This is a genomic window from Phytoactinopolyspora halotolerans, from assembly GCF_010550675.1.
GTDB classification, from domain to species: Bacteria; Actinomycetota; Actinomycetes; order Jiangellales; family Jiangellaceae; genus Phytoactinopolyspora; species Phytoactinopolyspora halotolerans.
In genome coordinates this window covers 96489-116895 of the sequence record NZ_JAAGOA010000011.1, presented here as the reverse complement: position 1 = coordinate 116895, position 20407 = coordinate 96489, and the positions used below count along the sequence as shown (strand labels likewise).

Genomic DNA, 20407 nt, shown 5'->3' with positions numbered 1-20407 from the left:
CGCCATCCGATGGCGGCGGTCGCGGTCCTCCTCGTGGTCCTGTTCGCCTGCGGCAGCGCATACGCCACGCTCAGTCCGTCGTCGGCGCCCGCGTCGACCACGACCGCGGCGCAGACCACACAGATCGAGGAAGGCCGGCAACTGTTCGCCATCGGGTGCGCGTCGTGCCACGGACTGAACGGAGAAGGCCAGGTGCGCGAGGACGGCACCGTGCTCGGTCCGTCACTGGTCGGTGTAGGCGCTGCCTCGGTGGACTTCCAGGTCGGCACCGGACGCATGCCGATGGCCGCCCCCGGCGCCCAAGCCGAACGTAAGCAGCCTGCGTACAACGAGGAGCAGATCGCCGCTCTCGCCGCGTACGTGGACTCGTTCGCACCTGGCCCGGACATCCCGGACGAGTCGATGGTCAACGTCGACGCCGAAGGTGTCGACGTCGCCCGCGGCGGTGTGCTGTTCCGTACCAACTGTGCGCAGTGCCACAGTGCCACCGGTCAGGGCGGTGCGCTGACCTACGGCCAGCACGCTCCGAACTTGACCGGCGTCGAACCCAAGCACATTTACGAAGCCATGATCACCGGCCCGCAAGCCATGCCCGTCTTCAACGACGAGCTTCTGGGGCCGGAGGAGAAGCGAGACATCATCGCGTATCTGAAGAACGTCGAAGACCAGCCTGACCCGGGCGGCCTCGGCATCGGCCGGGCGGGGCCGGTCTCCGAGGGCTTGTGGGCGTGGCTCGTCGGAATCGGAGGCCTGATCGCCTTCGCTGCCTGGGTCGTGACCCGGTCCGCAGCGGCGAAGTCGGGCTCGTGGAGGTCGTCGTCGTGAGTACACAAGATGAAGATGCGAAGCGTCTGACCGGAGAGCTGGAGAAGACGCCCGCCGACCACCCGGAACAGGCCGGTGAGGTCGAGCGGCAGGCGCCGGACGGCGACCCGATCCCCGACCCGGGCCTGCACGACCCGGGCCCGCGACTGACCGAGATCGACACCCGCGCCGCCAAGCGCGCCGAGCGCCAGGTCGCGGGCATGTTCACCTTGGCATCGGTCTTCATCGTGGCGTCGATCGTCGCGTACGTGATCTTCGGCATCGACGGCGGAGAGGAAGGCGTGGACATCGGCGATGTCCAGGTCTCCAACTTCGCGCTCGGCATCACCCTGGGCATGGCGATGCTGCTGATCGGAGTCGGCGCGGTGCAGTGGGCGCGCGCGCTGATGACCTCCCCCGAGTTCGCCGAGAAGCGCAAGCCACTGCGCAGCTCGGACGACGTGCGGGAGAGCGCACTGGCGAGCTTCGACACTGGTGCGGCGGAGACCGGCTTCGGCCGGCGCAAGATGATCCGCAACTCGCTGCTGGGCGCCTTGGCGCTGCTACCGCTGCCGGCCATCGTGTTGTTGCGCGATCTCGGACCGACACCGGGTAACGCGAAGGAGCACACCGTCTGGGCCGAGGGCGTGCGGCTGCTGACCGATGTCACGTTCGAGCCGATCAGAGCGGCGGACCTGGAGATCGGCCAGCTGGTGAACGTCATGCCCGCCACATATGAGGAACTGCCCGACCACGGTCCGGAACGGATCAACGAGCGGGCCAAGTCCCCGGTCATGCTGATCCGGATGCTGCCGGAGGAGATCAACGCGGCGGCCGGCCGGGAGAACTGGCACGTCGACGGGATCGTCGCCTACTCGAAGATCTGTACCCATGTCGGGTGCCCGATCAGCCTCTACGAGCGAACCACCCACCACATGCTCTGTCCGTGTCACCAATCGACGTTCGACCTCGCGAACAACGGAGAGGTCATCTTCGGACCGGCCACGCGGGCATTGCCACAGTTGCCGATCGCCGTCGACAGCGAAGGTTTTCTCGTCGCGCAGAGCGACTTCACCGAGCCGGTCGGGCCGAGCTACTGGGAGCGTGAAGCATGACCACCACGACTACCCCGCCGGAGACCGCCCGCGAAGCGCCTCCGGAGACCAGGGCGAGCGACAACGCCGTCGTCAAGGGCGCTGGCCGCGTGGTCGACTTCGTCGACCAGCGCATCACGGCCAGCAACTGGCTCAAGCGGAACATCCGGAAGGTCTTCCCCGACCACTGGTCGTTCTTGCTCGGTGAGATCGCGTTATTCAGCTTGATCTTGATCATCTTGTCGGGTGTGTTCCTGACGCTGTGGTTCAAGCCCTCGATGGCGCACATCACCTATGAGGGCGCGTACATACCGCTGCGCGGGGTCGGTCTCTCCGAGGCGTACGCCTCGACGCTGGAGCTCTCCTTCGAGGTCCGCGGCGGACTGCTGATGCGCCAGGTGCACCACTGGGCCACGCTGGTGTTCATCGCGGCGATGTCGGCACACATGCTGCGGATCTTCTTCACCGGCGCGTTCCGCAAGCCGCGGGAGCTGAACTGGCTGGTCGGTCTGTCCTTGCTGGTGCTCGGCATCACCAACGGCTTCACCGGCTACTCGCTCCCGGACGATCTGCTCTCCGGCACCGGGCTGCGAATCATCGAAGGCGGCATGCTCGCCATCCCGGTGGTCGGCACGTACCTGTCGTTCTTCATCTTCGGCGGCGAGTATCCGGGCGACGACATCATCTCCCGGCTCTACCCGATTCACATTCTGCTGGTCCCCGGCCTCATCCTCGCACTGGTGGCGCTGCATCTGATGCTGCTGTGGTACCAGAAGCACACCCAGTACCCGGGTGCCGGCAAGAGCGACCGGAATGTGGTGGGTTACCCGTTCTTCCCGGTTTATGTGGCCAAGGCCGGCGGATTCCAGTTCATCGTCTGGGGCTTCATCTTCCTGATGGCCGCCACCATCCAGATCAACCCGGTCTGGTTCTGGGGACCGTACGATCCATCGCAGGTCACGGCCGGAACACAACCAGACTGGTATGTCGGCTTCCTGGACGGTGCGCTGCGAGTGATGCCTGCGTGGGGCATCGACATCCTCGGGCATGAGCTCGCGCTGAGCGTGTTGATCCCGGCGGTCATCCTGCCCGGCCTGATCCTCACGCCGCTGGCGCTGTACCCGTGGATCGAACAGAAGGTCACCGGAGACACACGGGAGCACCACGTCCTGGACCGCCCCCGGAACATGCCCGTCCGGACCGGCCTGGGCGTCGGGTTCATCGTGTTCTACATCCTGCTCTGGATCGCCGGCGGGAACGACTTCTTCGCTACCATCCTGGAGATTCCGGTCAACTGGATCTCTCGCTTCCTTCAGTTCAGCATCATCCTCGGGCCACCGCTCGCGTTCTGGGTCACCAAGCGGATCTGTCTCGGGCTGCAGCGGCGTGACCGGGAGAAGGTGTTGCACGGCCGGGAGAGCGGCATCATCGTGGTCAGCCCGGACGGCGAGTTCTCCGAGCGGCACCAGCCGCTGGAACACGGCGATGCGTACGCTCTCACCGCGCACGACCGGATCGAGCCGATCGAGCCCGGCCCGGCGACGGACGCGAGCGGTGTGCCCAATCCTGCATACAAGAAGGAACGGCGGCGTGCCCGGCTGTCCCGCTTCTACTTCGGCGACGTCATCCAGAAGCCGACCCGGGAGGAAATGGAGCAGGCGCACCACAACGGACACGGCGAGCTGGAGAGCGGCGCACATGAGGAGCACCCGGGAGACCAGGTGACGACGCGCTGACCGGCCAGTCGTGACAGGTGCTGCCCTGACACGGCACACCCGTCCCGTAGGAGAATGAGCCGCGGAAACGGCCGTGAGGACCAAGGGGACCGATCCCCTTCGGACTCACGGCCGTTTTGCGTTCGCCTCGGGCGGCGCCCACAGCTTCGTCCAGGCGCGGCCACACGTTCCTTCAGGCGCGCGGGGGCTGCGGATTTCTCAATCCACGGCGCGACGCCCAACCAGGACCGCGTTCATACCACGCTCCCCTCCGCGCATGACCACTCGATGGCCGAACATGAACAGCGGCCGCAGCACCGGCGTCGTCAGCCGCATCCAGCGCGCTGCCGGCGTCAGCTCCAGCGCGACATCGATCAGCGTGCCACCCGATGACCCGGCGGCGAACTCCACCACGGCCCCGCCCGTCACGTCGCCACGCACCGACAGCTCGACACGTTTCTCGGCCACCACATCGACGAGCTTCAGGTCGGTGCGGACACGGTAACCGATCGGACTGCGCCATACGCAGCGAGCCTCGCTGCCGACCAAGTCGTCGGCCCGGTCGACATGAATCTCCTGCAGCCGCGGCCACCAGTCCCGCCAACGTTGCCCCGGCGCGGTGAGAAACTCCCAGCACCGCTGCCGCTCGTCGTCGATCAGCCACCTCGTCCGGAGCCGGAACGCACGGGATCTCACCCCACCGACCTTACGCACGACGTCCTGCACCCCCGAGGCCTGGGGCACTCGGGGGTGCAGGACGTCGTGTGCGCGACCCCGCGGGACCTGGTCGGCGGAAGGAGGCCGTATGCAGGGGGCGCGGCGCAGGATCTAGTGGCTGTACTCGCCGCGATAGTACTCGAAGACCCACCCGATCACGGCGATCGCCGCCAACGCGACGCCGATGATCAGGATGAACCAGGCGAACACCAAGCCGAGGAACACCACGGATGCGGCGAGGCCGCCCATCAGCGGCCACCACGAGTGCGGGCTGAAGAAGCCGTACTCCCCGGCCAGCTCCTCGATCTCACCGTCGTGTCGGTCCTCCGGGCGTGGGCCGAGCCGCCGCACCAGCAGCATGAAGTAGAACGCGATCATCGCGCCCAAACCGAACGTCACGGCCAGCGCGGTGGTACCGGTCGGATCGTTGGAGGCGAACCAGTAGATCGGTGTCACGACCGCCAAGAAGACCGCGACGACGCCGAAGACGAGTGCTTCAACCTTCACTACTCTTCATCCTCCCTCTTGCGGCCGTCCGCAGGCTTCTCGTAGCCTGTCGCGTCCACATCCGCCGGGCCGAGCACCTCGACGATCGTCCCGCTGCCGGCCGGTTTCAGCTGCGAGCCGGCCGCGGCCTCGGGGAACTTCAAGTCGAACGCTGGGCGCTCGCTGCGGATCCGGGGCAACGACGTGAAGTTGTGCCGTGGCGGCGGGCAGGACGTCGCCCATTCCATGGACTGACCCCAGCCCCACGGGTCGTCCACCGCGACTCGCGGCAGCTGTCGCGACTTCCACACGTTCCAGATGAACGGCAGCGTGGACACGGCGAGGATGAACGAGCCGATCGTCGATATCTGGTTCAGGAACTCGAAGCCGTCGTCGACGGTGTAGTCCGAGTAGCGCCGAGGCATGCCCTCGACACCCAGCCAATGCTGCACCAGGAACGTGCCATGGAACCCGATGAACAGGGACCAGAAGTGGATCTTGGCCAGCCGCTCGTCCAGCATGCGACCGGTGAACTTGGGCCACCAGAAATAGAAGCCGGCGAACATCGCGAACACCACGGTGCCGAACACCACGTAGTGGAAGTGCCCCACCACGAAGTACGAGTCCGAGACGTGGAAGTCCAGTGGTGGCGACGACAGGATGACACCGGTCAACCCGCCGAACAGGAACGTCACCATGAAACCGAGCGCGAACAGCATCGGCGCCTCGAACGTGATCGAGCCACGCCACATCGTCCCGATCCAGGCGAAGAACTTCAGGCCGGTCGGAACCGCGATCAACATCGTCATCGCCGCGAAGAACGGCAGGCTGACGGCGCCGGTGACGTACATGTGGTGCGCCCACACCGCCACCGAGAGCATGGCGATCGACAGCGTCGCCAGTACCAGGCCCTTGTAGCCGAAGATCGGCTTGCGGCTGAAGACCGGGATGATCTCGGTGATGATGCCGAAGAACGGCAGCGCGATGATGTACACCTCGGGATGGCCGAAGAACCAGAACAGGTGCTGCCACAGGACCGCGCCGCCGGCGGCGGGATCGAAGATGTGCGTGCCCAGGTTCCGGTCCGCGAACAGCGCGAACAGCGCGGCCGCGAGCAACGGGAAGGCGATCAGCACCAGAATGCTGGTGACCAGGATGTTCCAGGTGAAGATCGGCATCCGGAACATGGTCATACCCGGCGCCCGCATACAGACGATCGTCGTCACGAAGTTCACCGCGCCGAAGATCGTCCCGAAGCCGCTCATCGCGAGGCCTGCGACCCACAGATCGCCGCCGACGTGCGGGGTGTACACGTCATTGGAGAGCGGCGTGTACGCGAACCAGCCGAAGTCGGCGGCACCGCCCGGGGTGAGGAAGCCGGAGATGACGATCAGCCCACCGAATAGGAACAGGTAGAAGCTGAACATGTTCAGCCGGGGGAAGGCCACGTCCGGCGCACCGATCTGCAGCGGCACGATGATATTGCCGAACCCGATGAACAGCGGTGTCGCGAACAGCAGCAGCATGATGGTGCCGTGCATGGTGAACAGCTGGTTGTAGACACCGTCGCTGACCACCTGGCGCCCCGGCGCGAACAGCTCCGCCCGGATCAGCAGCGCCATCACGCCGCCGATGAGGAAGAAGCCGAACGAGGCGATCAGGTACATGTACCCGATGATCTTGTGGTCGGTGGACGTCATCCACCGGACGGCGACGTTGCCCTTCAGCCGCGGCATCGCCGCCGGACGTGGGGCGGCCTCCCGCGTGGCGGCCGTACGTTCGAGGTATGTCGTCACTCTTGGCTCCCGCCTTCGCCTTCCGGCACGTTCGCATACGAACCGCGGAGCGGGACATCGATCTGTCCCGTCTGGCCCTCCTGGCGCAGTTCCTGCATGTGAGCGGCGTACTCCTGCTCGGAGACCACCTCGACGTTGAACAGCATCCGCGCGTGATATGCCCCGCACAGCTCGGCACACTTGCCGGCGTAGGTGCCCTCCTCGTTCGGGGTCACCTGGAAGCTGTTGGTGCGCCCGGGGATCACGTCCATCTTCATGTAGAACTGCGGAACCCAGAACGAGTGGATCACGTCCGGCGAGTCGAGCTCGAACCGCACGGTCTGGTTCACTGGCAGGTAAAGCGTGGGGATGTCGGTGGTCGTCCCGATGTCATACACGTCCTCGTCGGTGTAGTTGAACGCCCACGACCACTGCTGGCCGATGACGTGGACCGTCAGATCGGGGTCCTCCGACTCGTCGAGGATGTCGTCTTGGTGCTGCACAGTGAAGTAGAACAGCACGCCGATGACGATCAGCGGCGTCACCGTGTACAAGAACTCGATCGGTATGTTGAACCGAGTCTGCTTGGGCAGCTCATCGTTCCGCTTCCGGTACGCCACCACGGCCCAGAGGATCAGCCCCCAGACCAGGACACCGACGGCGAAAGCGGCCACCCAGGAGCCGACCCAGAGGTCACCGATCAGCGGCGCCTCTTCCGTCACCCCCTCGGGCAGGCCAAACCGCTGCCCTTGGTTGTCAGCGTCCGCAGCGCAGCCGCTCAGTGCCAATACCGTGCCCACCGCGGCGGACGCAGCCATGACTCTGCGACGCACCGGGCGAGCCCACCTATCCTGACCCACGAGGCGCCCTTCCATGCATTGCACCCACCCGTGCGGCAGCGCGAAACGGGACCGGAGCGGTCGAACGACGCACTGCGCCCTAGGCAAGCTTCTCTTGTCGCAGCCCACCCTAGCGGTTGGCACTCGACGCCGAGCCAGCAGGTCTGCCTATTACCGTACGTGTCGTGGACCCCACACGTACCGACGGCGCTGCCCAGAGCCGGCAGGGATACTTCGACGCGGCCTCGACAGAACCGCTGCATCCGGCGGCCCGCGATGTGTGGCTGGCGGCGATCGACGACGGCTGGGCCGATCCGGCCAGGCTGTACGGTTCGGCACGGCGCGCGCGGGTGCTGCTCGACAACGCCCGGGAACTGGTGGCCGCCGTGATCGGTTCGAAGCCGGACGAGGTGTCGTTCACCTCCTCCGGTACCCAGGCCGTCCAGTTGGGCATGCTCGGCACGGCCCGGGCTCGCGACCGCTCCGCCGCCGGCATCGTGGCCTCCGCCGTCGAGCACTCCTCCGTGCTGCACACCGCACGTCACCTGGCCATGGAGCGCACCGGACAGACCGGGCCGGACGTGCGGATCGTCGAGGTAGACCGGCTCGGACGGGTGGACACGGCCGCATTCGCCGCCGCGCTCACCCCGGACACCGCGCTGGCCTGCCTGCAGACGGCGAACCACGAGGTCGGAACCGTCCAGCCGGTCGAGGCCGTCGCCGACGCATGTCAGGCCCGGACGGTTCCGTTACTGGTCGACGCCGCGCAGACGGTCGGGCGGCAACCTGTGCCCGGTGGATGGTCGGTGCTGACGGCAAGCGCACACAAGTGGGGCGGCCCACCCGGCGTCGGGGTCCTCGCAGTCGGCCGGAAGACTCGATGGCGATCGGCCTTGCCCGAGGACGAGCGGGAGGGCGGCCGTGTGCCGGGCTTCGAGAACGTGCCGGGTGTGCTGGCCGCGGCGGCCGCACTGCGGGCCCGCGTCGAAGAGGCGGATGAGCTCGCCCGCCGTCACCGGGAACTGATCGACCGGATCCGTCAGGAGGTCCCGCGGCGCATACCGGACGTGGAGGTGGTCGGTGCTCCCGTCGACCGGCTTGCGCACCTGGTGACCTTCTCCTGCCTGTACGTCAACGGCGAAGCGCTCGTCACCGAACTGGACCGGGCCGGGTTCGCCGTCAACAGCGGCTCGTCCTGCACCGCCAGCACGCTGCGACCCAGCCACGTGCTGGAGGCGATGGGTGTGCTCACGCACGGCAACGTGCGCGTCTCCCTGTCCCGGGACGTCAGCGGCGACGACGTCGATCGCTTTCTCGACGTACTTCCCGAGGTGGTCGCCCGGCTCCGCTCCGAGGCGGGCATGTGAGCGGAGCGCGACCAATCAACACGAGCGGAGCGCGACCAGACAACACGAGCGGCGACGCGACGAGAGCGTGGAGGTGTCGGCGATGACGGACCTGGATCTCGACTGCCGCGGCAAGCGGTGCCCGCTGCCCGTCATCGAGCTGGCGAAACGGATCGGTGATGTCCCGGTGGGCGGGATCATCCGCGTCATCGCCGACGACCCCGCGGCGGCGACCGACATTCCGGCGTGGTGCCGGATGCGAGAACACGAATACGCCGGCCCAGGCGAACCCGAGGCTACGGCCCCTTCATACCTGGTCCGGCGTATCCGGTGAAGAACTGGCGCGCTGAGACGATCAGTGGAACGAGTCGCCGCAGGCGCAGGAACCGCCGGCGTTGGGGTTGTCGATGGTGAACCCCTGCTTCTCGATCGTGTCGACGAAGTCGATGGTGGCGCCGGTGAGGTACGGAGCGCTCATCCGGTCGACAACGACGTTCACACCGTGGAAGTCCTGGACGATGTCACCGTCCAGCGACCGCTCGTCGAAGAAGAGCTGGTAGCGCAGGCCGGAGCAGCCACCCGGCTGGACAGCGATGCGCAACTGGAGGTCGTCCCGGCCTTCCTGGTCGAGCAGGGCCTTGACCTTGCCGGATGCCTCCTCGGTGAGCACCACGCCGGTAGCGGCCTGTTCCTGAACCGTCATCGTTGTTCTCCTGACGAATAGCGGACTGCGTGTTCAAGGCTTCCAACACCTGCGGCGGCGGCGTCATTCCGTACCGCCATTGCCAGTGTAGGACCCGAACTCACTGTTCCCATAGCACCCGGCGCCCGCCAGGGACGATGGTCCTTGCCGGGCGCGTATCGGGCATGTTCGGTGTCACCGTGCCCTTCCCCACGTCTTGGCCACGCGCGCGGCGACCGCGGCCAGGCTCTGCGCGGGCTGGGCGAATGCCTGTTCCTCCCCCACGATGTCCACCAGCGAGTACGCGGCCTCGATGCCGTTGGCGCGGAGTTCACGGTTGCCCACCTGTACCGCACCGGCGAGGGCGATGCACGGCCGCAGAGCGGCGTTCGCCACCCCAGCCACGCCCACCGGAACCTTGCCGTTCATCGACTGCCAGTCGAGTTTGCCCTCGCCGGTGATGACCAGGTCGGACGCCGTTACCAGGTCGGACAGGCCGACCGCGCTCGCCACGGTGGCGAATCCCGGCTCCCGGCGTCCGCCGAGGACGAGCAGGGCGTATCCGAGGCCACCCGCCGCACCCGCGCCGGCCGCCTCAGCCGTCTTCCGCTCGACCGCCTCGGCGAGTCTGCTGAGCGCGGCGTCCGCGGCCAGTCTGGCGTCCTCGTCGACCAGCCCTTTCTGCGCACCGAACACATTCGACGCGCCACGTAGCCCGAGCAACGGGTTGTCGACGTCGGATGCGGCGACCAGCTCGACCCCGGCCAGTCGCTCGAGCGCTGGTCCGAGGTCCACGGAGGTGAGCTCCGCCAGCCCGTCCGGTCCTCGGGTCAATGCCCCGGCTGGTTCCGACGTCGCACCCAGGGCCGCAAGCAGCCCCGCCCCGCCGTCGTTCGTACCCGAGCCACCGAGGCCGATGACCACTCGCCGCGCGCCGGACTGCACCGCCGAGCCGATGAGCTGACCGACTCCATAGGTGGACGCACGGTTCACCGCCCCCGGCTCCGGCGTACGCCCATCCGGTCCCAGCGGCATCAGGGCCAGCCCGCAGGCCTGCGCCGACTCGATATAGGCGACATCCTCGACCAGGAGGAAGGTCGCCGGAACGGGCTCGGCAAGCGGGCCGGACACCGAGCCGGCGAGCAGCTCACCGCCCAGACTGGCATGCAGGACGTCCACAAACCCGGGACCGCCGTCCGCCATCGGTATCGGCACCACCTCTGCCTCCGGCGACGTGCGTCGCCAACCGTCGGCGATCGCCTCGGCCGCTTCAACCGCCGTCAACGTCCCAGCGAACTTGTCTGGAGCAACAAGGATGCGCATGCGGAGAGTCTGTCAGATACCTCCCCATGATCATGAACGGTAACCGTGCCATGTGAACGGTTATCGTTCATGATCATGAAGCTATAGTTGGCCAGGCGGGGAGGAGGTTCGAATGCGGATTCGGCCGATGCGAGCCGACGACGTCGCCGCCGCGGAACGCATCACCGCGCGCGCCTTCGCGCTCCCCACGCCGTCCGCGTCCGGCTCGTCCGGTGCGCCCAACTCGTCGCCTGCCGGACGCGCGCCGCTGGCTCGGGAACGTTGGATGGACCGGCTCCGGCATATGCTCGCGGTGGATCCGGCGGGGTGCTGGGTGGCGGCCGACGACGACGGCGTGTTCGGTGTCGCCGCGGCGCTGCGCCGCGATCTGCTCTGGGTGCTGTCCACCTATGCGGTCGATCCGGACCGCCAGCGCGAAGGCGCCGGCACGGCTCTGCTGGAGGCGGCGATCGACTACGGCCACGGCTGCCTGCGCGGCATGCTGTGCGCGCTGCCCAACCCGGCGGCGCTGCGCCGTTACCGCGGCGCCGGCTTCTCCTTGTATCCGGCGTTCAAGCTCGTCGGCACTGTCGATCACCATGTCATCCCGGAGATCGACGGCGTCCGGGCGGCCACGGACAGAGATCTCGACCTTGTCGACTCCGTGGACCGGCAGGTGCGCGGCGCCACTCATCGCCCGGACCACGCCTTCATGACACGATACGGGCAGCTGCTGGTGTGCGACCTGTTCACCGGCTCGGGCTACGCCTATCTCGACGGTTCCGCGATCGCGCTGCTGGCCGCGACCAACCGCTCGATCGCGCAGCGGCTGCTGTGGGCGGCGCTCGCCCAGACACCACCCGGAGAAGAGGTCACCGTGCGCTATCTCACATCTGACCAGGAGTGGGCGCTCGACGTCGGCCTTGCCGCAGGTCTGCGAGTCGAGATGGACGGCTGTCTCGCATTACGACACATGCGGCCGCCGGTTCCATATGTGCCGTCCGTGCCGTTCGGTTAACAACGTGCAACGATAGAGGTGTGGCACGGTAACCAGCACGCCACGCGGCAGCACCGAGGGCCAGAGCGAGTCTCGACCCGGGACGGGCATACCAGCCGTCCTACGTGTGTTGACGCCAACGTCGAAGGAACGCGGGACGCGGGCACGAGATGACGACGTCGAGGTCCACGACCGCCGGAAGAAGGACGAAAGAGCTGTGACCGTCACGCAGACATCGCCTCAGAACCCTCTGCCGTTGTTGCTCCTGGGAAAGGGTGCCGACCCCGCCTCCGAACGTGGCGTCGAGTGTCCCGGCGATCTCCCCGCAGCCAGCGACCCAGACCTCGTCGACCGTGCCCGGCGCGCCCGAGACGCGCTCGGCGACCGGGCATTCCTCCTCGGCCACCACTACCAGCGTGACGAGGTGATCCAGTTCGCCGACGTCACGGGTGACTCGTTCAAGCTTGCCCGAGACGCCGCGGCCCGGCCGGACGCCGAGTACATCATCTTCTGCGGCGTGCACTTCATGGCCGAGTCCGCCGACATCCTCACCGGCGATCATCAGCAGGTGGTGTTACCGGACCTCGCCGCCGGCTGCTCCATGGCCGACATGGCCAAGCTCGTCCAGGTGGAAGACGCGTGGGCGCGGCTGGCCGAAGCCGGTGTGACGTCCACCACGGTGCCGATCACGTACATGAACTCTTCGGCCGACATCAAATCGTTCGTCGGTCGCAACGGCGGCGCGGTGTGCACCTCCAGCAATGCGCAGCGTGCCCTGGAATGGGCCTTCGAGCAGGGCGAGAAGGTGCTCTTCCTGCCCGATCAGCACCTCGGCCGGAACACCGCGGTACTGCAGATGGGGATGTCGCTGGACGACTGCGTGCTCATCGACCCGCACAAGCCGGACTTCGGCGTCACCGACGAGCAGCTGCGCGCGGCTCGGATGCTGCTCTGGCGCGGTCACTGCTCGGTGCACGGCCGGTTCACGGCCGACTCGGTCGCCGACGTGCGCGACCGGGTGCCCGGCGTCAACGTACTGGTCCACCCGGAATGCAAGCACGAGGTGGTGACCCGGGCCGACTACATCGGTTCCACCGAGTACATCATCAAGACCATCGCCGACGCACCGTCCGGCACCGCCTGGGCGGTCGGCACCGAGCTGAACCTGGTGAAGAGGCTGGCCGAGCGGCACCCGGACAAGAACGTGGTCTTCCTGGACCGCAACGTCTGCTTCTGCTCGACCATGAACCGCATCGATCTCCCGCACCTGGTGTGGGCGATGGAAAGCTTGGCTGAGGGTCGTGTGGTCAACCGGATCGAGGTCGACGACGACACGGCGCACTGGGCGCGCGTGGCGCTTGACCGGATGCTCGCGCTGCCCGCCATCTCCGCCGGGTCGAAGAGTTAGACGCCAGTCGTCCGCGCCGCACGTCGCCCTCACGGCAGCGCGGCGCGGACGGCATCGAAAGGCAGCCGACGTGGGGCGTGGCCGCGCGGACGGCGTCACGTCGTCGATGCGTCCGGCGCGGGAGACCGAAGCCGCACGACGGAGCCGCCGAACGACGACGGACGAAAGCTCGGCCGGTGCGGTGCTCAGACGCCGGGTGCGCCCCAGACGGGGAACCAGCGGCTGACGTCTTCCTCGATTGCCAGGTCACCGCTGACCAGAGCCCGCACCTGCAGTTCAAGCGCGTTATCCCGGCGCTGCGCCTTACTGTCGGCCGGCGCGAACGGATAGAAGGTGCCGCGCTTGTACAGGTACACCAGCGCCAGTCCGCGGCCGTCGTCGGAGCGCAGCCCGATGGTCGTGCACAACAGCGACGGTCCGAAACCGGCCGCTTCTAAGGAAGAGTTCACCGAGTGCAGGTCGGTGCAGAGCGAGGTCATGTCGTCCGGGGCGCGCCGCACGATCAACCAGGTGTAGCCGTAGTCGTCCTGGAACTCTTCCGGTTCCGAGCCGCCCAGAAGCTGGGTGATCTCCTGCTTCAGCCGCGCGAACGGCCCACCCTCGGCCTGGCGGAAACAGACGGCGCCCACGCCCGTCGGGTGCATCTGCGCCGACGCCTCCAGCGTCAACGCGGCCGTCGGCAGAGCGAACAGCGCATCGAGGTTCGGCTCCACGCGCTTGGACCGGCCGAGAATCGAGTCCAAGAATCCCATGTGCCCCTACTGACTCCTCATCCGTGTGGCCGACCGTTTCGCCGGTGTGTCGCCCGACCGCTCACTCCCGGCCCAGTTCAACGGAGATCTTGTCGAGCTGCGCGAGCCGCTTCTCCAGCGGCGGGTGGCTGGCGAACAACGACGCGATGTCCAGCTTCCCGGTCATAGCCGGGTAAAAGAAGAACGCGTTGTACGGCTCCGCCGCCCGCAGATCCTTGTTGGGAATCTTCGCCATATCGCCGGAGATCTTCGTCAGAGCGCTGGCCAACGCCGAGGGCTGACCGGTCAGGATGGCACCGCCCCGGTCCGCGGCCAGCTCCCGGTACCGGGACAGCAATCGCGTGAGCAGGAAGCTGACGAAGTACACGACGGCCGCGACCAGCATCACGCCGAGCGCCACGATGGCCGCGTTGTTGTTATTGTTCCGACCGCCCATCATGCCGCTCCACAGCACAGCGCGGGTCATGAAGCCGGCGAGCACACCCACCACCGATGCGATGGTCATCACCAGGACGTCCCGGTGCGCGACGTGCGAGAGCTCATGCGACACGACCGCCTCGAGCTCCCGCTCATCCACGCGTCTGCGCAAACCGTCGGTGACGCAGACCACCGCCCGGTCCGGGCTGCGACCCGCGGCGAACGCGTTGGGCAGGTCTGTGTGCGCCACCGCCACCTTCGGCTTGGGCATGTCGGCCATCGCGCACAACCGGTCGATGATCGCGTGCAGCTGCGGATCCTCGGCCGGCGAGACCTCACGCGCGCCCATTGCGGAGAGGGCCAGCTTGTCCGAGAAGTACCACTGCCCCCACAACACGGCGAGCCCGATGATCACACCGAGCAGCCACGCGCCGGACAGCAGTGAGATCGCGCCGACCAGCACGACGTACAACACGGCCAACAGGCCCATCGTCACCAGCATGCGAGCGGTCAGCCCGCGGTCCGGAGCGAACCTGGTACGAGCCACCCGACTATTCCTCCTGTTATCGCACTCCTGCGGAGCCTTGCATACGAGCCTTCGCTCTGATCAACGCCGTAGCGAGCTACAACGTTCCCGATTCCACCCGCTCCGCAGGGGCGGCTTCAGCGCGCCGACGTCGGCGGGTCTGCCGGAATCAGACCTTCCTCGGTGAGCAGCTCACGGACCTCGTCGATGTGCGCCTCCGCGTACGGAAGAACGAGGTCGCTGTCGACCAGCTCGTCGTCCGGCACCGGTGTGCCCACCTTCCGGACCTCGTCCAGCAACGTCACCAGCGCGGCGCGGAACTTCTCGTCGTCGCCCGAATCGATCGCCTCGCTGAGCTCGTCGTCGAGCCGGTTCAGCTCGGTGAAGAACTCGTCCGCGATCCTCAGCTGTCCCTCACCCATGATGCGGACGATCACCGCTGCTCCTCCTCGCGCTTGATCTCCGCCTCAAGGACGGACTCGGCCGAATTCGACTCTCCTTCGATCGCCTTCGGCGCCTCGCTGGAGCCGCCGGTCAGCTCGCCCTTCATCTTGGCCAGCTCGAGTTCGACGTCGTTCGTCGACGAGAGCCGGTCCAGCTCGGCGCTGATGTTGTCCGAGGACGTGCCGGTGACGTCGTCGAGCGCGCCCGAGGCCAGTAGCTCGTCGATCGCACCGGAACGCGCCTGCAGCTCGGCCGTCTTGTCCTCGGCCCGCTGCACCGCCATGCCGACATCGCTCATCTCCTCGGAGATGCCGCTGAAGGCCTCGCCGATGCGGGTCTGAGCCTCGGCCGCGGTGTAGGTGGCCTTGATGGTCTCCTTCCGCGTGCGGAAGGACTCCACCTTCGCCTGCAGCCGCTGCGCGGCGAGGGTGAGCTTCTCTTCCTCACCCTGCAGCGCTTCATGCTGGGTGCGCAGGTCACCGATCTGCCCCTCCAAACCGGAGCGCCGGCTCAGAGCTTCACGTGCCAGGTCCTCACGCCCGAGAGACAGTGCCTTCTTGGCCTGCTCCTGCAGCTTGCCGGACTGCTGTTGCAGCTGGGTCATCTGCACTTCGATGCGTTTGCGGCTGGTAGCCACATCGGCTACACCGCGCCGCACCTTCTGCAGCATCTCGAGCTGCTTCTTGTAGGAGTAGTCAAGGGTCTCCCGGGGGTCCTCAGCACGATCAAGCGCCTTGTCGGCCTTGGCCCGGAAGATCATGGACATTCGCTGAAAGATCCCCATGTGGCCAGGTAGCCCTTCCTTGAGCGGTGGTCAGTCTGTATGAATGTTCGCAGTCCTACCCTACGACCTCCGGGCCCGCGATGGCAGAGGAGGCTACGCACCTGTCCGCCTCCGCCGGCGACCGGTAAGCCCAGCCGATGGTCTAGGGACTCTGTCTAACTTACCCTGTAGGTGTGTTCCGTCGCCGATCCGACACTGAATCCAGCAATGCCCAGACCGTGGCGCACGCCGATCCGGGAGCCGAGTCGTCCTCGTCCGGCACCGGGCGGGACGGTTCCGCCCCTGGTCCCAAGGGCAGACCGACGCCCAAGCGCAGCGAGGCCGAGCAGGCTCGCAAGGAGCGCCGGAAACCGCCGCTGAACAAGCGCGAGGCCATGCGCAAGGATCGCGAACGCGTGAAGGCGCAGCGGGCGAAGGCGCGCGAAGCCATGGCTTCCGGCGACGAGCGCTACTTCCTCAAACGAGACCAGGGCCCGGTGCGCAAGTTCATCCGCGACTTCGTGGATTCGCGGCGCACCGTCGGCGAGTACTTCCTGCCGATCATCGTGATCGTGCTGTTCGGTAACTTCATTCCGGTCGCCCAGATCCAACTGATCATGATGGCCGTCTGGCTGGTCGTCATGCTCTTGTTGATCATCGACATGACCATCCTCGGCATCCGCGTCAAACGCGCGGTGCGGCAGAGGTTCGAAGACGACCAAGGGCGGGGCCATGCCTTCTACGCCATCATGCGCGCCATGCAACTGCGCCGGTTGCGGCTGCCCAAGCCCGCTGTGAAGCCTGGAGAACTGGTGTGACGGACACGTTCACTGGCGGGAAGAAGGACGCGACCGAGATCCTGTTCCGTTCGCTGCGCTACTCCGACCCGGTCGTCCGCGCACTCGAAGACGAACTGCAGCAGGAGTACATCGAGCGTTACGGGGATCCCGACGACGCTCCCGTGGAGCCCGACGAGTTCGCACCGCCGGAAGGCCAGTTCCTGGTGGGGTTCCTGGGAAACGAGCCGGTGGCGACGGGCGGCTTCCGACGGCACGGCGAACGCGTCGCGGAGATCAAGCGGATGTACGTTCCGCACGACCACCGCGGCGGAGGGCACGCCCGCCGGATGCTGATCGAGCTGGAGAATCGCGCGGCCGCAGTCGGATACGAGCGGATCGTGCTGGAAACGGGTCTGAAGCAGCCCGAGGCGATCGCGCTCTACACGTCGAGCGGCTACTCGCCCACGGCGCCGTTCGGTCATCACGCGCACAATCCGTACAGCCGGTATTTCACCAAGACGCTGGCCGTGGATGAAAGCGTCGACGGCCATCAGCCCGATCCCGACCCGGCCGACGGCGATCATGCGGGCGGCGACGGTGCCGACAGCGAAAGCGACGAACGAGAGCTGTTGTAGCGTCAAGCTCATGGAGTTTCGCAGACTTGGCCGATCCGGCCTGAAGATCAGTGAGATCACGTACGGCAACTGGATCACGCACGGCTCGCAGGTGGAGGAGGACGCGGCTCAGGCCTGCGTCCGCGGCGCGCTGGACGCCGGCATCACGACGTTCGACACGGCTGACGTCTACGCGGCCGGCCGAGCCGAAGAGGTTCTGGGCCGGGCGCTCGCAGGCCAGCGCCGGGAATCCCTCGAGATCTTCACCAAGGTGTTCTGGCCGGCGAGCGGTACCGGCCCGAACGACCGCGGCCTGGGCCGCAAGCACATCCTCGAATCGATCGACGCGTCGCTGCGGCGGCTCGGGACCGATTACGTCGATCTCTACCAGGCGCACCGTTTCGATCACGGAACGCCGCTGGAGGAGACGATGGAGGCGTTCGCGGACGTCGTCCGTTCCGGCAAGGCCCTCTACATCGGCGTCTCGGAATGGACGGCGGAGCAGATCAGGCAGGCGCACGAGCTCGCGCGCGATCTGCGCATCTCGCTGATCTCCAGCCAGCCGGAGTACTCGATGCTCTGGCGCGTCATCGAATCTCAGGTGGTGCCCACCTGCGAGGAGCTCGGTGTGTCGCAGATCGTCTGGTCCCCGATCGCGCAGGGCGTCCTGACCGGGAAATACCGTCCCGGACAGGCTCCGCCGGCCGGTTCCCGGGCCACAGACGAGGCCGGTGGTGCCGGCGCCATCCGCCGCTGGCTGGAAGACGACGACCTGCTGGGACGGATCCAGCAGCTCAGGGCCTTAGCCGATCAGGCCGGGCTGACCATGGCACAGCTCGCCGTGGCGTGGGTGCTGCAGAACAGCAACGTCGCCGCGGCGATCATCGGCGCATCCCGGCCCGAGCAGGTCGCGGAGAACGTGCAGGCGGCCGGGGTCACGCTCGAGCCGGAGTTGATGAAGGCGATCGACGAGACGCTCGGCGACAAGGTGGAACGGGATCCGGCCATCACCGCCACCCGCTCCCCCGTCTTCGACTGAACGACGGCAGCACACCATTCACGCCGCTGTGTGCGGCCGGAGCGGAAACGGCTCCGGCCGCACACAGCGGGATCAGAAGCATGCGTTCAGGTCGTGATCGCGACCCGAATGTCGTTCTCTTCAACTCGCCGCCTACTCGGGCGGTTCCAGGCTCATCGGGCCGTACACCTCACGGCCGTCCTCGTAGAGCGTGACGGAGTGGACACCCGATTCCGACAGCTGCCGCCAATGCTCACCGATCCAGCTCTCCGCGTCGGACTGAGTCGGGAACTCGACGCCGCTGCCCGCCTCCGAGCCGTCCTCGTCCTTGATCACGGCACCGTGATCATCGATGAATCGCCAGCTCCATGCCATCCGTTCGCTCCTCTCGCGCCTTGCGTGCATAAGTGTCGCAGATCACGCGTCATGACCGCCGCGCCCACCCGTCGTGATCTGGTGACGGGGCCGGTTCGCCGGCGGCGGACAGGGGACGTCGCCGACGGCCGGCCTCGCCGACACAGGACCGGCCGGCAGGACCCTCCGACAGCCGGATAGCTGCGCCCGGAAGGTCGCCTTGACAGATCACCCATCATCCTGTTTTCTCCCTGGTAAAGTTTCGACGTCTCCGGGCGAGCGGGGTCTCGGGTGCATTCTTCTTCCAGCGAGCCGGAGCGGCGTCTCCTTGACGACGCTGACCTGCGCAGATATCTCATCGCGCGATTGGTCTCGCTGAGCGGATCGGCAGTGACATATGTCGTCATGCCCGCCCTGGTCTATTCGCTCACCGGCTCTGCCACATGGACCGCACTGGTGGCCGTCTCCGAAGGGGTGCCGTACCTTTTCGCCGGGCTCTGGGCCGGCTTGCTCGCCGACCGGTTCGAGCGCAAGACGGTGATGATCAGCTCGGACGCCGCGGCGGCGCTGGTGCTGATCACGATCCCGCTGGCCGCGTGGGCGGACCGGCTCACCGCCGCCCACGTGCTCGTGGTGGCACTACTCGCCCAGACGATCTTCGTCTTCTTCGACGCCGCCAACCTCGGCGCGCTGCCCAGCCTGGTGCCACGGCGCCGGCTTCCCGCGGCCAACTCGCTGGTGGCCGGCGGGGGGACGATCGTCGAGGCCACCGTCCCGGCGATCGCCGGACTGTTGCTGGTGGTCCTCAGCCCTTCATCGCTGCTCGTCATCGACGCCGTGACGTTCGTCGCCTCGGCACTGCTCGTCCGCAGCATCGTGCGGCCGCTGAGCCGGCCGCGCGTCCTCAGCGAACAGTCCGGCCGCCGCGGCACCGGTGGGTTCGCCGCCATCGCGCAGGGCGTGCGGTTCATCGTGGACCACCCCGTCTTGCGGTATATGACGGTGATCGGCACGTTCGTGGCATTCAGCGGCGGCTCGCTGGTGGGCGTCCTGGTGGTATGGGCCGACCGCAGCCTGGGGGTACGGGAGGGCGACTGGCGATTCGGCTTCGTCTTCGCCGCATGGGGCGTCGGCGCGGTCGCCGGCAGCATCCTCATGCCCAGGATCATCTACAGGCTCGGCGGGGTCCGTACCGCGCTGGTCTGTCTGCCGTTGTCCGGAATCGGCGGCGTGGCCACCGCGCTCGCCACGAACTGGATCGTCGGTGTGTTCGCGGTGGCGGCCTGGGGCGCGGCCTACATCATCGTCGCGGCGAACTCGGTCACGCTACGCCAGCAGGTGACCCCCGAGCCCTTGATGAGCCGGGTCATGACGGTAGGTCGCATGACGTCGTTCGGCTCGGGGTTCCCGGCGGGCGCCATGGTGGCCGGCCTGCTGGCCGACCACATCGACGTGTCGTACGCTCTGCTGCTGTGTCAGGGCGCGATCGTGGCCGCCACCGCCGTCGCCTGGTGGTCGCCGCTGCGGCACGCGCCCCGGCAGCTCGCCACCCCGGAGGACGCGGCCGCCTAAGCT

General features: G+C 67.2%; 22 protein-coding genes. 11 read left to right on the top strand and 11 right to left on the bottom strand.

The window, feature by feature from the left end; all coding sequences use genetic code 11:
- Positions 1–9 precede the first annotated feature (9 nt).
- The 3 genes from qcrC to qcrB are packed head-to-tail and all read left to right on the top strand — an operon-like array spanning position 10 to position 3634.
- Positions 10–825 carry a cytochrome bc1 complex diheme cytochrome c subunit gene (gene qcrC, locus G1H10_RS16555; protein ID WP_246219615.1) on the top strand — a complete coding sequence of 272 codons (816 nt, stop codon included), beginning with the start codon at positions 10–12 and terminating at the stop codon, positions 823–825.
- Entirely contained in the window at positions 822–1919 is a 1098-nt protein-coding gene (gene qcrA, locus G1H10_RS16550; RefSeq protein ID WP_216853341.1) for a cytochrome bc1 complex Rieske iron-sulfur subunit, read from the top strand. Before qcrC ends, qcrA begins: the two co-directional genes overlap by 4 nt.
- Complete coding sequence (gene qcrB / locus G1H10_RS16545; RefSeq protein WP_163739752.1) at positions 1916–3634, top strand: cytochrome bc1 complex cytochrome b subunit; 1719 nt, start codon at positions 1916–1918, stop codon at positions 3632–3634. The genes qcrA and qcrB overlap by 4 nt, the downstream gene beginning before the upstream one ends.
- Before the next feature lie 198 nt (positions 3635–3832).
- Here qcrB and G1H10_RS16540 read toward each other — a convergent pair whose 3' ends face one another.
- From G1H10_RS16540 to ctaC, 4 genes are all read right to left on the bottom strand, one after another.
- Positions 3833–4309 carry an SRPBCC family protein gene (locus G1H10_RS16540; RefSeq protein WP_163739750.1) on the bottom strand — a complete coding sequence of 159 codons (477 nt, stop codon included), beginning with the start codon at positions 4307–4309 and terminating at the stop codon, positions 3833–3835.
- A gap of 132 nt (positions 4310–4441) precedes the next feature.
- Positions 4442–4837 (bottom strand): cytochrome c oxidase subunit 4, encoded by a 396-nt coding sequence (locus G1H10_RS16535; protein ID WP_163739748.1) that lies wholly within the window; start codon positions 4835–4837, stop codon positions 4442–4444.
- Complete coding sequence (ctaD, locus tag G1H10_RS16530; RefSeq protein WP_163739920.1) at positions 4837–6552, bottom strand: aa3-type cytochrome oxidase subunit I; 1716 nt, start codon at positions 6550–6552, stop codon at positions 4837–4839. The genes G1H10_RS16535 and ctaD overlap by 1 nt, the downstream gene beginning before the upstream one ends.
- Positions 6553–6608: 56 nt before the next feature.
- Complete coding sequence (ctaC, locus tag G1H10_RS16525) at positions 6609–7409, bottom strand: aa3-type cytochrome oxidase subunit II (protein WP_163739746.1); 801 nt, start codon at positions 7407–7409, stop codon at positions 6609–6611.
- A gap of 206 nt (positions 7410–7615) precedes the next feature.
- Between ctaC and G1H10_RS16520 the strand changes: the two genes are divergently transcribed.
- Positions 7616–8797 carry a cysteine desulfurase family protein gene (locus G1H10_RS16520; RefSeq protein ID WP_163739744.1) on the top strand — a complete coding sequence of 394 codons (1182 nt, stop codon included), beginning with the start codon at positions 7616–7618 and terminating at the stop codon, positions 8795–8797.
- An 82-nt stretch (positions 8798–8879) separates the two neighbouring features.
- Positions 8880–9110 carry a sulfurtransferase TusA family protein gene (locus G1H10_RS16515; protein ID WP_163739742.1) on the top strand — a complete coding sequence of 77 codons (231 nt, stop codon included), beginning with the start codon at positions 8880–8882 and terminating at the stop codon, positions 9108–9110.
- A gap of 21 nt (positions 9111–9131) precedes the next feature.
- On the opposite strand, the gene G1H10_RS16510 is transcribed toward G1H10_RS16515, so the two are convergent.
- Together G1H10_RS16510 and G1H10_RS16505 are read right to left on the bottom strand one after the other, a co-directional pair.
- Entirely contained in the window at positions 9132–9479 is a 348-nt protein-coding gene (locus G1H10_RS16510) for a HesB/IscA family protein (protein ID WP_163739741.1), read from the bottom strand.
- A gap of 174 nt (positions 9480–9653) precedes the next feature.
- Positions 9654–10781, bottom strand: coding sequence for a glycerate kinase family protein (locus G1H10_RS16505; RefSeq protein WP_163739739.1), 1128 nt, complete (start codon positions 10779–10781; stop codon positions 9654–9656).
- A 112-nt stretch (positions 10782–10893) separates the two neighbouring features.
- On the opposite strand from G1H10_RS16505, the gene G1H10_RS16500 reads away from it, so the two are divergent.
- Both G1H10_RS16500 and nadA read left to right on the top strand, forming a co-directional pair.
- Entirely contained in the window at positions 10894–11778 is an 885-nt protein-coding gene (locus tag G1H10_RS16500; RefSeq protein ID WP_163739737.1) for a GNAT family N-acetyltransferase, read from the top strand.
- Between the two features lie 196 nt (positions 11779–11974).
- A complete protein-coding gene (gene nadA / locus G1H10_RS16495; protein ID WP_163739735.1) occupies positions 11975–13165 on the top strand; it encodes a quinolinate synthase NadA in 1191 nt (396 codons plus the stop codon).
- 185 nt (positions 13166–13350) lie between these two features.
- On the opposite strand, the gene pspAB is transcribed toward nadA, so the two are convergent.
- The 4 genes from pspAB to G1H10_RS16475 all read right to left on the bottom strand — a co-directional run bounded on the left by pspAB (position 13351) and on the right by G1H10_RS16475 (position 16070).
- Positions 13351–13917, bottom strand: coding sequence for a PspA-associated protein PspAB (gene pspAB, locus G1H10_RS16490; protein ID WP_163739733.1), 567 nt, complete (start codon positions 13915–13917; stop codon positions 13351–13353).
- A gap of 61 nt (positions 13918–13978) precedes the next feature.
- Positions 13979–14881 carry a zinc metalloprotease HtpX gene (gene htpX / locus G1H10_RS16485; RefSeq protein ID WP_163739731.1) on the bottom strand — a complete coding sequence of 301 codons (903 nt, stop codon included), beginning with the start codon at positions 14879–14881 and terminating at the stop codon, positions 13979–13981.
- A gap of 116 nt (positions 14882–14997) precedes the next feature.
- Positions 14998–15297 (bottom strand): PspA-associated protein PspAA, encoded by a 300-nt coding sequence (gene pspAA, locus G1H10_RS16480; protein ID WP_163739728.1) that lies wholly within the window; start codon positions 15295–15297, stop codon positions 14998–15000.
- Complete coding sequence (locus tag G1H10_RS16475; protein WP_163739726.1) at positions 15294–16070, bottom strand: PspA/IM30 family protein; 777 nt, start codon at positions 16068–16070, stop codon at positions 15294–15296. Before G1H10_RS16475 ends, pspAA begins: the two co-directional genes overlap by 4 nt.
- A gap of 191 nt (positions 16071–16261) precedes the next feature.
- Between G1H10_RS16475 and G1H10_RS16470 the strand changes: the two genes are divergently transcribed.
- From G1H10_RS16470 to G1H10_RS16460, 3 genes are read left to right on the top strand one after another with little or no spacing between them, the layout of a single operon-like run.
- Positions 16262–16885, top strand: a complete 624-nt coding sequence (locus tag G1H10_RS16470; protein ID WP_216853340.1) for a DUF3043 domain-containing protein — start codon at positions 16262–16264, stop codon at positions 16883–16885.
- Positions 16882–17481 (top strand): GNAT family N-acetyltransferase, encoded by a 600-nt coding sequence (locus G1H10_RS16465; protein WP_216853339.1) that lies wholly within the window; start codon positions 16882–16884, stop codon positions 17479–17481. The genes G1H10_RS16470 and G1H10_RS16465 overlap by 4 nt, the downstream gene beginning before the upstream one ends.
- A 10-nt stretch (positions 17482–17491) precedes the next feature.
- On the top strand, positions 17492–18499 hold the full coding sequence (locus tag G1H10_RS16460; RefSeq protein WP_163739725.1) for an aldo/keto reductase family protein: 1008 nt from the start codon (positions 17492–17494) through the stop codon (positions 18497–18499).
- A gap of 132 nt (positions 18500–18631) precedes the next feature.
- On the opposite strand, the gene G1H10_RS16455 is transcribed toward G1H10_RS16460, so the two are convergent.
- Entirely contained in the window at positions 18632–18853 is a 222-nt protein-coding gene (locus tag G1H10_RS16455) for a hypothetical protein (RefSeq protein ID WP_163739723.1), read from the bottom strand.
- Positions 18854–19123: 270 nt separating this feature from the next.
- Here G1H10_RS16455 and G1H10_RS16450 point away from each other — a divergent pair, with 270 nt between their 5' ends.
- Positions 19124–20404 (top strand): MFS transporter, encoded by a 1281-nt coding sequence (locus G1H10_RS16450; protein ID WP_312856591.1) that lies wholly within the window; start codon positions 19124–19126, stop codon positions 20402–20404.
- The last annotated feature ends 3 nt before the right edge of the window (positions 20405–20407 follow it).